10 protein-coding genes are annotated in these 13,986 nt (G+C 42.6%); 7 read left to right on the forward strand and 3 right to left on the reverse strand.

Annotated features, from left to right (window positions below; genetic code table 11):
• Positions 1 to 282: 282 nt before the first annotated feature.
• The 4 genes from KDW99_RS01145 to KDW99_RS01160 all read left to right on the forward strand — a co-directional run bounded on the left by KDW99_RS01145 (position 283) and on the right by KDW99_RS01160 (position 6,608).
• Positions 283 to 1,809, forward strand: coding sequence for a histidine-type phosphatase (locus KDW99_RS01145; RefSeq protein ID WP_255827507.1), 1,527 nt, complete (start codon positions 283 to 285; stop codon positions 1,807 to 1,809).
• A 116-nt stretch (positions 1,810 to 1,925) separates the two neighbouring features.
• On the forward strand, positions 1,926 to 2,855 hold the full coding sequence (locus KDW99_RS01150) for a porin (RefSeq protein ID WP_255827508.1): 930 nt from the start codon (positions 1,926 to 1,928) through the stop codon (positions 2,853 to 2,855).
• 304 nt (positions 2,856 to 3,159) lie between these two features.
• The gene (locus tag KDW99_RS01155; protein ID WP_255827509.1) at positions 3,160 to 3,861 is read left to right on the forward strand and encodes a transposase; all 702 of its coding nucleotides are present in this window, start codon (positions 3,160 to 3,162) and stop codon (positions 3,859 to 3,861) included.
• A 356-nt stretch (positions 3,862 to 4,217) separates the two neighbouring features.
• Complete coding sequence (locus KDW99_RS01160) at positions 4,218 to 6,608, forward strand: DNA/RNA helicase domain-containing protein (RefSeq protein ID WP_255827510.1); 2,391 nt, start codon at positions 4,218 to 4,220, stop codon at positions 6,606 to 6,608.
• 162 nt (positions 6,609 to 6,770) lie between these two features.
• Here KDW99_RS01160 and polA read toward each other — a convergent pair whose 3' ends face one another.
• Positions 6,771 to 9,506 carry a DNA polymerase I gene (gene polA, locus KDW99_RS01165; protein ID WP_255829242.1) on the reverse strand — a complete coding sequence of 912 codons (2,736 nt, stop codon included), beginning with the start codon at positions 9,504 to 9,506 and terminating at the stop codon, positions 6,771 to 6,773.
• 138 nt (positions 9,507 to 9,644) lie between these two features.
• Positions 9,645 to 10,742, reverse strand: coding sequence for a GGDEF domain-containing protein (locus KDW99_RS01170; protein ID WP_255827511.1), 1,098 nt, complete (start codon positions 10,740 to 10,742; stop codon positions 9,645 to 9,647).
• A gap of 243 nt (positions 10,743 to 10,985) precedes the next feature.
• On the opposite strand from KDW99_RS01170, the gene KDW99_RS01175 reads away from it, so the two are divergent.
• Genes KDW99_RS01175 through KDW99_RS01185 form a run of 3 tightly spaced genes read left to right on the forward strand, consistent with a single transcriptional unit; the run spans position 10,986 to position 13,248 of the window.
• A complete protein-coding gene (locus KDW99_RS01175; protein WP_255827512.1) occupies positions 10,986 to 11,948 on the forward strand; it encodes a homoserine kinase in 963 nt (320 codons plus the stop codon).
• Positions 11,949 to 12,008: 60 nt separating this feature from the next.
• The gene (locus tag KDW99_RS01180; RefSeq protein WP_255827513.1) at positions 12,009 to 12,572 is read left to right on the forward strand and encodes a DUF1007 family protein; all 564 of its coding nucleotides are present in this window, start codon (positions 12,009 to 12,011) and stop codon (positions 12,570 to 12,572) included.
• A 40-nt stretch (positions 12,573 to 12,612) separates the two neighbouring features.
• Positions 12,613 to 13,248: a LysE family translocator gene (locus KDW99_RS01185; RefSeq protein WP_255827514.1), complete on the forward strand. Its 636-nt coding sequence runs from the start codon at positions 12,613 to 12,615 to the stop codon at positions 13,246 to 13,248.
• 3 nt (positions 13,249 to 13,251) lie between these two features.
• On the opposite strand, the gene KDW99_RS01190 is transcribed toward KDW99_RS01185, so the two are convergent.
• Entirely contained in the window at positions 13,252 to 13,809 is a 558-nt protein-coding gene (locus tag KDW99_RS01190; RefSeq protein WP_255827515.1) for a TetR/AcrR family transcriptional regulator, read from the reverse strand.
• Positions 13,810 to 13,986: the final 177 nt, after the last annotated feature.

The raw sequence follows: 13,986 nt of genomic DNA on the forward strand, positions 1-13,986 counted from the left end.
AGTGCGAAAATTGGGGAAGATGGAAATAGTGCATTATCTCTATAGCCAATTGAGTCGCCAGTAAAAAGATCGAGCATAAGCCTAATTTTCATCTGCCCCCAATTGCTCCTCTCATAGCCCGAAAAATCATCACAAATGAAATAAATGGACGTTAGATTAATTTTGCACCTATGTGCAAAATTCATTTTTATGCAATCAGGTTGTCATATTGACAGGTTACTGTTCCGCTTGTTTTTTGGAAATCGCATCATACCTATTTCACTTTCATTTTTAGGAAGATTCATGAATCGTTATTCTCTCATCGCCTCAGCAACTATCGCCTTGTTGAGTGCGTCTAGTAGCCTCGCTCAGTCTGTTGAATATCAATACAGCAGCAAGGCAACTTATGTACCTAAACAAGATTTAAACAGCTACGAAGCCGTACCTAATGGTTATGAAATTGCTTATACGCAATTGGTTGAACGCCATGGAGCACGCGCATTATCAAGTCCTAAATACGATATATTGACTAAGCAAGTATGGACGTTGGCGAAACAACGCGGTCAATTAACAGAGCTAGGTGAAAAACTTGGGCCGATCACAGATCAAGTAACCGCCGCAAACAAAACTCTAGGCTACGGCTTACTCACAAAAATTGGTGAAGAAGAGCCTTCAGGTATTGCTACACGCATGGCTGAGCGTTTGTCACCGCTCATGCGGAATACATCCCAACAGCCAGTCTGCATCCAAGTGCAAACATCAGGTAAAGCGCGGGCCAATCAAACAGCCCATTTCTTCATGCAGTCGCTTGCAAAAGACGTTAATTATGTAAGTGATGATGCGGCGCAGTGTTATCAAACCCAAACACAAGCCAATAAAATTGATAAGAAAATGGTCAATAAATACGAGCTTTACTCCCACAAAACCAATCCAGCGAAAAACGCTAATTATCAAGAGTACAAAGGCAATTATGAAGCGTATAAAGCGTTTAAAAAATCAGACAAGCTAGAAGCGGCCTTTGATGAACTAGCAAGACTGCCGCAAACCAAATTATTGGCTCGTGAGATGCTAGAACGCATTTATAGCAAGGAGTTTGTCGACTTCCTTGAGCACCAAATTTCTGATGACAAAAACTGCGATGTGGCGGCTGGAGATTGCTTTAAAACCAATACTCGTAAACCAGATGAAACAGAAGACGATTGGAAGTACGTGCAAAACGAAGTCGATGCGGCATCCAAGCTTTACAACATGTTTATTATCGCGCCTGGGATGTTGCGAGAGGCCCAAGCACAAGGTGGTGAATGGGATCTGAAACAGTTTATTACGCCAGAAGAGTCCGCTTGGTTCGCTTACCAGTCTGATGCGGAAGATTTCTATGAAAAAGGGCCAAGCTTTGCGGATGGCCATGGCGTGACTTATAACATTGCGAAGCCCCTGCTAAAAGACATGTTCAATGAAATGGACGCCGTTGCGAACGACCGCCAAGCGGTTAAGCATGTCGCCAAACTTCGTTTTGCCCACGCGGAGCAAATTATGCCCTTGGCGGCGCTTCTGCATGTCGAAGGCAGCCAGAAATCCGCGGCCCCTGATGAACTTTATAGCCAAGCAAATAATGCATGGCGTGGCGGTTGGGTCACGCCTTACTCTGCGAACATTCAATGGGATCTGTTTAAAAGCAAAAAACCGAATAGTGCCACTTTGGTGAAGATGCTCTACAACGAAAAAGAAATCGGCTTTAAAGACGATTGTAACGTCTTTCCAGGCACTCAGTATTTCTACAGTTTAAACGAACTAGAACGTTGTTACCGCGATGAATTAAGCCTTCACTAGCGGTACATCACCACTTTCAGTACTTAATGAACTCTTAAATAAATTATAAACACTTTTCAATAAGGTGGGGTTGCTGTTGTCTAGCGACACGGACAAGCCTCATCGAGGAACTTAAAATGAAACAGACAATTCTAGTAACCGCGATGCTTTCTTCTCTCACGACCACTTCCGTTATGGCGGCCACCATTGTTGATCAAGACGGCTTTAAATATAAACTGAATGGTGACATCCAAATCCAATTGCAAAAAGACAATGGTGAAGATAAAAATCTCTACGTGAATTTTGATTCTTTGAAACTTGATAACAAAATTTCTTATCAACTCACCAAGGACCTGAGTGCTTTTGGTCGAATTAAGTTTGATTTTGATGACGCGGCTAACGATGACGAAGATCAAAATAGCGCGGCACTTAAAGACGCTTATGTCGGTTTTGCTTACCGTGATACTGCGCTGTCGGTTGGTAAGCAAGATTACGCCACGGATGAGTTTGGTGTGGCGGAGGACTATGAGATGGACTCGGACGATGTGGCTTTTGATGAAACGGGTGGCGACGACGTTATCTTAGTAAACTTCGACCTAGACAAAGTTAACCTTATGCTTTCGACGGAATTACGAGCAGAAGGTGAAGACAGTGAAGACGAGCAGTCATTTGATGCGTTTGCATCATTTAATGTTTCAGACGTGGAATTCGCCGTCGCTTATCAAAATCGTGAAGTGGCAATTCATGGCGATAAGATGGACTCGTATGGTGTGAGTGCCAAATACGATGCCGGCTTTGCGACCTTCGCAGCAGACTACTCGGAAGCGAAAGACACGTTAAAAGTCTATAACCTAGTGACCATGTTTGACGTAGCCGACTCGACCACCATGGTGCTTGGTTATGTGAATAATAAGCCTGAATCGGATGAAGAAGTTCGTGAGTGGTATACCAACGTGACGTATGCGTTTCCTGAATTTAAAGACGTAAAAGTCTTTGCAGAGCTTTCTAACACCAACAAAGAAGGCGCGGAAATGGCCTACGTTGCAGGCACAGAAATCGAATTTTAAACTTGGACTCATGCCCTACTTTCCGGTAGGGCACTGAAATTGTGAAATTGTGAAATTGGGGTCAGATGAAAATAGAGCACCGAGCAATTGGGGTCGAGCAATTGGGGTCGAGCAATTGGGGTCCGAGCAATTGGGGTCAGATGAAAATAGAAAACCGAGCAATTGGGGTCAGATGAAAATAGAAAACGGGTCGCCAGCTTGACTCAATAAGTGTTTACCCTAAGATATCGGTTAGCCTGATATTTATGAACAGGATGTTCGTATCAGCGTTTTTTCAGTAAAGCTTATTTCAAAGGAGTGAAATATGGCGAGGCTTCCACGACTTTGTCCGATTGGCATCCCGCAACACATTATCCAACGTGGCAACAACCGCCAAGTGTGTTTTGCCAGTGAAGATGACTTCATCGCTTATGCGCATTGGCTAACGGAATACGCTCAAGAGTTTAACGTTAAAGTGCATGCATGGGTCTTGATGACCAATCACGTACACTTACTTGCAACACCGATGAGCGAGAGCGGTATCTCGAAGATGATGCAAGCACTGGGGCGCCGCTATGTCCGTTATTTCAACTACACCTACCAAAGAACCGGTACATTGTGGGAGGGGCGATTTAAATCTTGTGTCATCAATGCTGAAGAATACTTTTTTATCTGCCAGCGATACATCGAACTGAATCCCGTTAGAGCTAATATGGTTGGTCATCCTGCTGACTACAAATGGTCGAGCTATCGCTTTCACGCCCAGGAGTCACTAGATCTACAAAGTGAGCTTTGGCAACCCCATGAACTTTATCTCAAGCTTAGCCGTCAGCAAGAAACTCGAGCGAAGCGTTACCAAGCTTTATTCAAATGTCACATCCCAGAAGAAGAACTCGGACGGATTCGATCCGCTACGCATTCAGATATGGCACTTGGGAATGACAGATTCAAAGAAGAGATTGAGAAGTTAACGGGTAGGCGAGTGACGCCAAGAAAACGCGGTAGGAAACCGAGTCAGATGGATTAATTTTTTCATCTGACCCCAATTGCTGCACAATTGCTGCAGCCCCCCAATTACTGCAATTACTCTGAATGTTCCCTTCTTGCGTTAACTAGTTGTTATTTATATGAAATTCGTGGGTATGCCCCAGCATCTGACCCCAATTGCTTAGAGTTATATGAGTATTTGGGCTGACAAATGGAAGTATTTTGTTCAGAATAGTGATCGTGCTCCGTTTATGGTTCTCATTTTTGATTGTTTTTGACTAAGCTATTGATTTATAAGGATTATGAGCGCTCCCTTCGTATGCTAACTCATTGTTATTAATATCAAATTCGTGAGGATATTCAGCATCTTTTTCTAATTGCTCATTAAGGAATAAAATGGCGAAAATTTACCCTACCTTTGGACCTAAAACGAACGATAGCTTAAAAGCCGAACCTCATGTTTATAATCTATTAAAGAAATTAGATGATGACTTTACTGTTATTCATTCGTTGGCTTGGTTAATGCCAAATAGATCAAGTCAAAATAAAAGTATGATAGGTGAGATCGATTTTATTATTTTTCACCCTCATTATGGCGTGTTGGCAATTGAGGTGAAAGGTGGGAAAGTGCATATAGATAAAGATGGATTTTATTATGATAAAAGTGATTTTTACTCTAATGAAATAAAAAAGCAATATATAGACCCTGAAAAACAATTGAGTAGAGGGTTGTGGCCGTTGCAAAATATATTAAATCCTTTTTTGAAGGGGCTTAAAATAAGTAGAGCTTTTATATTTCCTGATTCAAATTTAAATATCATGAAGCCTTCTTTATGTTATGGAAGTTTTAGTCTTCTTATTGAAAAAAAATCACTTCCTTTTTTAGAAGAAAAAATTATTGAAATAATGATGGAGCAAAAGAGATATCATAATATTCCTGATTATGATAGGAAGGCAATTGATTTTGCTGTTAATGCTCTATTACCAAGTAAAAGAAGTATTGATTTTCTCTCAGAGCGTATTGATTATGATAAAAAGTTCTTAAAGTTTACTAGAGAGCAATATGAGTGTGCAATCATTTCGTTAATGAAAAGAAAAAGTATTATAACTGGTTGGCCAGGGTCAGGGAAAACTTTAGTTTTATTGCAGCTCGCCAATTACTTTTCAAAACTCAATCTCAAGGTTTTGTTTCTAACTCAAAATTCTTTACTTAGAGATAAAATATATAATTGTATTAAGGATTATAGGTGTTGTGATGTTTATACTCTTTATGGCTTCGTCGGTGGCTCTATTGATATAAAAGATCATGAGAAAATGGAAAAGTCTTTGAAACTAAAAATAGATGATGGTGGAGTGGAGAAATATGATATTTTAATTATTGATGAATCTCAGGCTTTCAATGAAAAATATTGGCAGCATTTATACTATGCTTTTAGAGAAAAGAGGATTGTAGCAGGTATTGATGAATCTCAAAAGTTCATTTATGAGACTGGCTGTACTTTATCCTTTTTAGAAGAGCTCTTTGAAGATAAAGCTTATGTATTATGTGAAAGTTTAAGGATTCCTAAAAAAGTTTGTGATCGTATAAAGTTATTTCAGTCTCCAAAGTACTCAATTATTAATAAACGAGATGATGACGATGATACATTACAAGAAATTATAACCGATGATAAAGAGTATGAAGTTAGAAAGATATTAGATGAACTGTTTGTTGAAGGTGTATCTCCTGAGGAAATATGCATTCTCGCTCCTTTTTCTTCGGGTCGTATAGCAACTGATCTTATACCTCAGGGAGTTACTGTTGAAAGTATAGGGCGGTTTAGAGGGCTGGAAAAACCGATAGTCATAATATATGGTGCAAATAATATAACAGACCTTGAGTTTTTTTGTTCTTACTCTAGGGCTACATCTAAATGTATAGTTATACTCGATGTTAAGAGAATAAATGATGGGGATTACGATTCGCTAGGAAAAAATCTTACAGATAATAAAAGTAATGAAATAAATGATTTAGTTCTTTCTCAGTCTACCAATAAATTATTAGAAAGCCTTGACTTTTCAAACACGTTGATTTTTTCTTATCCCACAAAGGTGTATTGGAGTAAAAAAATTGGGTCATATTTTGTTTTGTCAGATAAGAATCCAATATTGAGTGTCTTGTTGGCCGAATACCTGTCTTTAGATTTAGATTTTAGTGTTGTATATTATTTCCCAAATAGTATTAATTCACTTTATTTAAGGACGGAAGATTCCAGTTTTACTTTTGATGCTTTTGTGGCAAAGTGTCCTGTTTGTAATGAAAAAATTCTTTTTCATTCTGGTTCTTGCCTTTCTTGTAATAAAGTTTCAAAAAAAAATGATGTAAATCATGGTGTTATCCTAGCGCAAAGTGACATGATAAAAGAAATAAGTGGTAAAAGTCTTGAATTTAAAAAAACTCTTAATCCTAGGGTAACAGCTATTTTAGGTGTTATGAAAAGGAGTAGTATTTTTGAGGATGAAACGTTGATAGGTTTCTTCAAAGAGAATTATGAGCCTAAATATACTGCTTTATTTGCTCATGTTATTATTTCTATGCACATAATAACGCGCTCTTCAAAGACTAATTATTTTAAGATTGGTGATATAATAAGTTTTATTTGTTCTCATAGTGATGATTATAATTTTGACAGGTTATCACTAGCTGGAAGTCTAGGCTATATATTTGGCCTTTTGGAGAAAAAAGGCTTAGTAGATAAAGATAAAGATAAAGGAAAAAGTGGAAAATCGATTTATTACTTGAACTGATTTTTTCAGTTTTATTGAGAAATATTCAAATTACATGCTTTTAAATATTGCTGTTAAGAGCCTCGAATCTCCTTGCTTAGGCAGCTCACCGAAGACAGACGAAATAGAAAGCCATGCTGCCCAGCATGGCTTTTTTCGTTTTAGAGCTACAATACAAGGCGCCTAATGCGCCTCATCCCAATTATCCCCAACCCCAGCCTCAACAAGTAAAGGCACGTCAATCTGACTACTGTTCTGCATGATGTCGACGATTTTTGCTTGGGCTTTTTCTAGGTCTTTTTCGGCCACTTCGAAGATGAGTTCATCGTGTACTTGCATGATCATTTTCACGTCTAGGTCGGTTTCAGCGAGCCAGTCGTGCATTTTTATCATGGCGCGTTTGATGATGTCGGCGGCGGAGCCTTGCATCGGGGCGTTGATCGCGGTGCGTTCGGCGGCTTGGCGCATCATGGCGTTTTTCGCTTTGATGTCTGGCAAGTACAAACGACGGCCGTAGATGGTTTCTACATAGCCTTTCTCTTTCGCGCTTTCGCGGGTGTTTTCCATGTATTGCTGTACGCCTGGGTAACGCTCGAAGTAGCGTTTGATGTATTTGCCTGCTTCTGGGCGACCAATGCCAAGTTGTTTCGCGAGGCCAAAGGCGGACATGCCGTAGATCAAGCCGAAGTTGATGGCTTTGGCGCGGCGGCGTTGTTCGCTGGTGACGTCGTCTAAGCTGACTTCGAAGACTTCCGCGGCGGTGGCTTTGTGCACGTCGGCGTCTTTTGTGAAAGCGTCTAATAAGCCCGGATCTTGCGACAGGTGCGCCATGATGCGTAATTCGACTTGTGAGTAGTCGGCCGCGACCAGTTTGTAGCCAGCAGGTGCGATAAAAGCTTGGCGAATGCGGCGACCTTCAGCAGAACGAATCGGGATGTTCTGCAAGTTCGGATCAGTCGACGACAAACGACCTGTCGCGGTAATGGCTTGGTGGTACGAGGTATGAATGCGGCCGGTTTTCTGGATCATCTCTGGCAGTTTGTCTGTGTAAGTGGATTTCAACTTAGACAGGCTGCGGTGTTCCATGATCAAGCGAGGCAGTTCGTAGTCTTGCGCCAGTTCTTGCAAGATTGGTTCGGCGGTCGATGGCTGGCCTTTTGGCGTTTTTTTGATAACGGGCAAGCCTTGTTTTTCGAACAAGATGACTTGTAGCTGTTTTGGCGAGCTTAGGTTGAAGCTTTCGCCCGCTTCTTCGTGGGCTTTGATTTCCAGTTCTTGCAGCTTGCCGGCGATTTCAGTGCTTTGCAGGTGCAAGAGTTCTGGGTCGATCAAGGCACCAGTTTGTTCCATTTTCGCCAATACTGGAATCAATGGGCATTCGATGTCTTTAAAAATGCTGACGAGTTCTGGCGTGGTTTCGATTTTCGGCCAAATGGCTTGATGCAAACGCAAGGTGATGTCGGCGTCTTCTGCCGCATAAAACGCGGCGACTTCTAAGTCGATTTGGTTAAAGGTTTTTTGCTTGGCGCCTTTGCCTGCAATGTCTTCAAAGCTCACATTGGTGTGGCCGAGGAACTTGCTGGCAAGGGTGTCCATGTCGTGACGTGAACTCACGGAGTTGTACACGTAAGATTCCAACATGGTGTCGTAAGCGATGCCGCGTAAGGTGATGTCGTAGTTGTTTAGCACGTTGGCGTCGTATTTTAGATGTTGGCCGACTTTCGCTTGGTTGTCATCTTCGAGCCAAGGTTTCAGTTGTTCTAGCACCCAAGCGCGATCTAGCTGTTCTGGCGCGCCTTCATAGTCGTGCGCCATCGGAACGTAGGCGGCTTCGCCGACTTCTACCGAGAAGGACAAGCCAACCAGTTCTGCAGCCATGTAATTAAGCGAGGTGGTTTCCGTGTCGAAGGCGACAAGCTCAGCGGCTTGGATTTTTTCTAGCCATTTGTTGAAGCTTGTTTTGTCTAAGATGGTTTCGTAGTTGGCTTCGAGATTGGATTTTACCGGTGTTTCTACTTGGCCATCATTGCCGACCGTGTCGCTTGCGGTTTCTACGCTTGGCGCTTTGTCTAGGTCGGACAACCAAGTTTTGAATTCCATCTTGGTGAACCATTCACGCAGCTTTTCTTTGTCGGCTTCGCCGTTTTTCAATTCTTGTGGTTCGAAAGGCAGTTCTACGTCGCATTTGATGGTCGCCAAGGTATAAGACAGCTCGGCCATCTCTTTGTTGTCTTCCATTTTTTGCTTCATGGTTTTGGAACCACGAAAACCCAAGTCAGCGATCTCGTCTAGGCGGGTGTAAATGTCTTTGATGCAGCCCAAACCTTGTAGTAAAGCAAGGGCGGTTTTTTCGCCTACGCCCGGTACGCCCGGAATGTTATCGACTTTATCGCCCATCAGCGCGAGGTAATCGATGATCAGTTCTGGCGGAATGCCGAATTTGTCTTTCACACCTTGGATGTCCATGACGGTGTTGTTCATGGTGTTCACAAGGGTGACTTTGTCGGTAACCAGTTGTGCCATGTCTTTATCGCCGGTGGAAACCACCACTTCGCGACCCGCTTCGCCCACTTGTTTGGCGATGGTACCGATCACGTCGTCTGCCTCTACATTATCGATGATCACCAGCGGCAAGCCCATGGCTTCCACCATGCGATGAATCGGTTCTATTTGCGGACGTAAGTCGTCCGGCATCGGTGGACGGTGGGCTTTGTATTCGCTGTAGATCTCGTCACGGAAGGTTTTACCCTTAGCGTCGAAGATGATCACCATTGGCGAATCTGGGTAGGTTTTGATTAGGCTGCGGATCATGCTGATCACACCGCGCGTGGCGTTGGTTGGGTGACCGTCGCTGGTGTGCATGGGTGGAATCGCGTGGAATGCTCGGTAAAGGTAAGACGAACCGTCTACCAAGATCATTGGTGTTTGTGTTGTTGAATCCGTAGCCAAAATAGAACCTCTTTGTGAATCGGCAAATATGAGGTCTATTCTATGTGTTTGAGCGTGTTTTTACAGCCAAAATGCCTGATAAGTTTTGAAAGCTTAATGTGAGAGGGGTTAACTGGCTTGCGAATGGTGCTCCGTAAGGCTGTCGTTGTACATGACGGATTGATCTCGGCCATTGTTTTTTGCCGAATAGAGCGCTTTGTCTGCTTGCTCTATAAGCTTGCAAAAGTCCTCATGATGCGCAATCGTGGAGATGCCAACGCTGATGGTTACTTTTCCAACAGCTTTGTAAGGCAAGGCGCTTAATGTGTGCTGAAACATAGAGCCAATGAAAGGCAGCGTGTTGGTTTTGGGGTTTACTAGTATTACCGCAAACTCTTCTCCACCCCAGCGAGCTATAGTGTGTTTTTCGAAGTAGATAGTGCGCAGACGAGAGGCAAGTTCAACCAAAATCCGGTCGCCAATCGAGTGACCGTGACGATCATTAATTTGTTTGAAATGGTCTACATCGATAAGCAGTACGCCAATATTGTCATCATGTTTGAGTTGTCCAAGCCAGAGGCTTAATCCTCTGCGGTTGTATATATCGGTTAAATAATCTCGCCCAGCTTCTAGCTCGTAACGGCGTAAGTCGCCAGTGACCTTGTTCATGTGTCGATTAATACTTTTTTGATAAGGAAAAACAACATAGAGCAACAAGCTTGCGGGGCCAAAGGTTCCGATTAGCTCATAACCTCGTGGTGTTTGTAACTCGTCAGGATGACTCAAAAGGTAAGTAATAATAGGCAGAGAAATGGATGCCCACATCAGAACGATGTAACGCTTATATTGCTTTGGCAGCATGATAATACCAAGCATAATAACCGCCATGATAAGGCCGCTAACCGGTGGGTATTCATCGACAAAGCGCCATTCATTGTTCCATGCCATCCACACATAATAGATCGTAGCGGGTGAAAAAGTAATAATGAAGAAAAGGATATAGAAAATAATGACTTTGTTTATATCAGAGTGCGGATTGTAGTGATAGTAGATCAGTACGGTAAGCAGAACTATTGCGTCGATGCTTGGAATGATGGAGTCTATGATGTGCGCAGTAGGGTAGATGTTAAAAAAAATAGCAAAAGCGGTACTGGTGATAAACGCTCCAATGAGCAGCCGATAAACGGCTGATACAGTGATTTTTTTTTCATCGTCATGGATCATCATAGAGTGCTTTCGGTTGAGTCTGTTTTTTAATCATAGATGCATTGTTATCAACTTGCTGTTGTTCCTTGGTTAATATATGTCTCTTTAATTAACTAGGTTGTAACAGGTAAATGAATTGCTCGACAAAATGCGAACAGAAAAAGACCTATTTACGCTAGTTAGAATTGACCTTTTGGGGTTAATTGTAGAGCATAGGCAATTATTTTTTATTCCATCTCTTTATAGACAACAATAGGTAGAAACTTGGCTGTTTACACTTCCCTTTCGGACTCTGACATGCGCGCCTTAGTGGCCGATTATTATTTAGGTGAACTGGTTTCGTTCCAAGGCATTTCCGGAGGGGTAGAAAACACCAACTACTTTCTGACGACAACTACTGGAAAGTATGTGGTGACCTTGTTTGAAGAGTTTGATTTAGACGAAGTACCGTACTTTTTAGACGTTGTAGCCCATTTGAAACACAAAGGTTTTAATGTTCCAGCTGCTTTGATTGACATTCATGGTGAGCGACTACGTGAAGTAAATGGCCGACCCACTATTATTGTCGACTGCTTCCCAGGTGGAGAGCTAAAAGGCACAGATGAAACTTCTTGCCGATTAATGGGCGAAGCCTTAGCTAAGTTACATATTGCTGGTGAAGATTTCCCCGTACATCGTGATAGCCACCGTGGTGTTGCTTGGTGGCACAAAACCAGTCAAGCCATTGCCCACGAGTTAGAGCCAGAACAAGCACAATTATTGTTATCACAAATTGCTGAATTTGATGACTTTATTGGCGAGCATCCAGATTTACCGAAAACCACCATCCACGGTGATTTGTTTTACAACAACACTTTGTTTGAAGGCAACAAGCTGTCTGCCATTATCGATTTCTACAATGCTTGCCATTCTTGGGTAATGTACGATTTGGCCATTGTGGTAAATGATTGGTGCTCGGATATGACCACAGGTGAATTGGACAGTGCCAAATATAAGGCGTTAATAAAAGCCTATTTGCATGAGCGTGAAGCCACTCCTGAAGAGGTGCTTGCTTGGCCATATATGTTGAGAATCGCCGCACTGCGTTTTTGGCTGTCTCGTTTGGAGGCATGGCATGGCGCGAAGCATGATCCAGAGCGTTTGGCACAACAGCATGATCCGCTGGAGTTTCAACGTATTTTAGAGGCGCGAGTGCGTTTTACTCCAAGCTTAGTAGAGTTCCAATAAAGCATGATTTTTTTAAAGTGCTGTTTTTATAAAAGGTGTTTTTTTAAAAGGTAACAGTTGATGCGTTTTTTATTGTGTTTGTGTGTTGCCGCTTTTTTTGCTGGGTCAGCCATGGCGCATCCTCATGTTTGGGTAGACTCTCAGTACCGAGTCAAGGTAGATCAAGCGAGTATTGATACGCTTGAAGCGACTTGGAGTTTGGATCTTTTTACCTCTACAAGTTTGATCGCCGAATACGATGTGGATGGTGATGGAGAGCTCAGAGGTCAAGAAAAACTCGACATGATCGAGGTGCTGAAAAGTTTTGATAAGTACGGTTTTTTTATCAAAATGAAGCAAGATGGTGTTGATTTAGTGCCAAAAGGCGTACGTATTATCGATGTTCGCATTCGCGATCAGATGTTGTGGATTCGCTTGGGTATCGATTTACCCACTCCGGTCAATCTTGAAACATCGACTTTGAGTTTAGCCTTTGGTGACGATGAATTGTATTTTGCCATGGAGCCTTTAGAAGAGGGCTTGGTGCGTTTATCTGGCGCGCTAGCTGAGACTTGTACGCCTGCTGAACGTGAAGCGACAGAAACATCGGTAGCAGTTTGGGTGGATTTGACCTGTCGGTCTTAGTTTTATGCCGCTGATTGGCGTCTTTTTAAGGTAGAAGCACATGTTAGAACATTTCCAATGGTTGCCTTTCTTAGCCGCAATTACTGTGCTGACGATGAGTCCGGGCGTAGACACGATTTTGGTGATGCGCAACGCGGCGTCTGGTGGCTGGCGTTTGGGCTTTTTGACCAGCTTAGGTATTTGCATGGGGTTATTCGCTCATGCCACCGTGTCCGCATTAGGTCTGTCGGTGATTTTGCTCGGCTCTGCCGGTTTGTTTACGGCGTTTAAATTAGCCGGTGCGGCGTATCTTGTGTATTTAGGTGTGCAAGCCATTCGTAGTGCGATGAAGCCGGTTGGGATGACTTTTAAAGACGCAAAAAATCCGAAAGCATTGACGGCTTGGGCTAGCTTTCGTCAGGGTATTTTATCTAACGTATTGAATCCAAAGCCGATTATTTTTTATATGGCATTTTTGCCGCAGTTTATAGATCCGAGTCATTCGGCATTGGCTCAATCACTTTTCATGGCCTCGCTTCACTTTATCATAGCGATGGTGTGGCAAACGTTTCTTGCGCTTATGGTTCATAAAGCGCGAGTTTGGCTGGCGCGACCAAAAGTGGCGTTCGTCTTAGATGGCCTAACTGGCATATTGTTGTTGGGCTTTGGTGCAAAGCTCGCATTGAGTCAACGCTGAGTGTTAGGGGGCCTTGTATGACTGAGTGCAAACGCCTTCTAGTAACATGGTTTCTATGATGTCGATGACTTTTATTCTGGGTACTCGACCTCTTAATTCCGCATCAATAAGCGCAGAGAACAAGCCTTGGCAGCATTCTGTCATGGCAACTGAGCTTATATCAATTCGAAAAACACCTTCTTGCTGACCTCGTAAAAAGAACTTGTCTAGAATGCCTTGTGTTTCGACACAAGCGCCACTTTCGGCTAACGCAGGCTGCCAATATTGTATGATGAAAATGGTTAGCTCTTTATTGGCGTAGTAGTTTTCTAGCAGCTTGCGAATCCCTTCTCTTGGTTCCGCTGTATCTAGATCGGCGTCTCGAATAGCTTCTTGATAAGCCTCAATACTACGTTGTAACAGTCTTTCAATTAGGTTTTCTCGCGTTCGGCAGAAACGATACAAGGTAGCCTTGCTCACACCGACAGCACAGGATAGCTCTTGCAATGATGCTCGAGGATATTCCACCAAAGCAAGTGCAAGTGAATTCAGCAATGTGTTGTTCGTTTCTTCTTCAGCCATGATCTTTTTCCAAAATTTTTGACAGTTGACTTTTATTTCGACGTAAGTGCAACTCTTCGATATTGGCATTTTACTTGGAATGTCGACGAGATGAAATAAAAAGCTATAAAGAATCAAATGAATCTAAGTTGATTCATTTGGATTTATTTAGTATCTTACCTATCTTTCCCAGTCAGA

The organism is Marinomonas rhizomae, from assembly GCF_024397855.1.
In the GTDB taxonomy this organism is placed as follows: Bacteria; Pseudomonadota; Gammaproteobacteria; order Pseudomonadales; family Marinomonadaceae; genus Marinomonas; species Marinomonas rhizomae_A.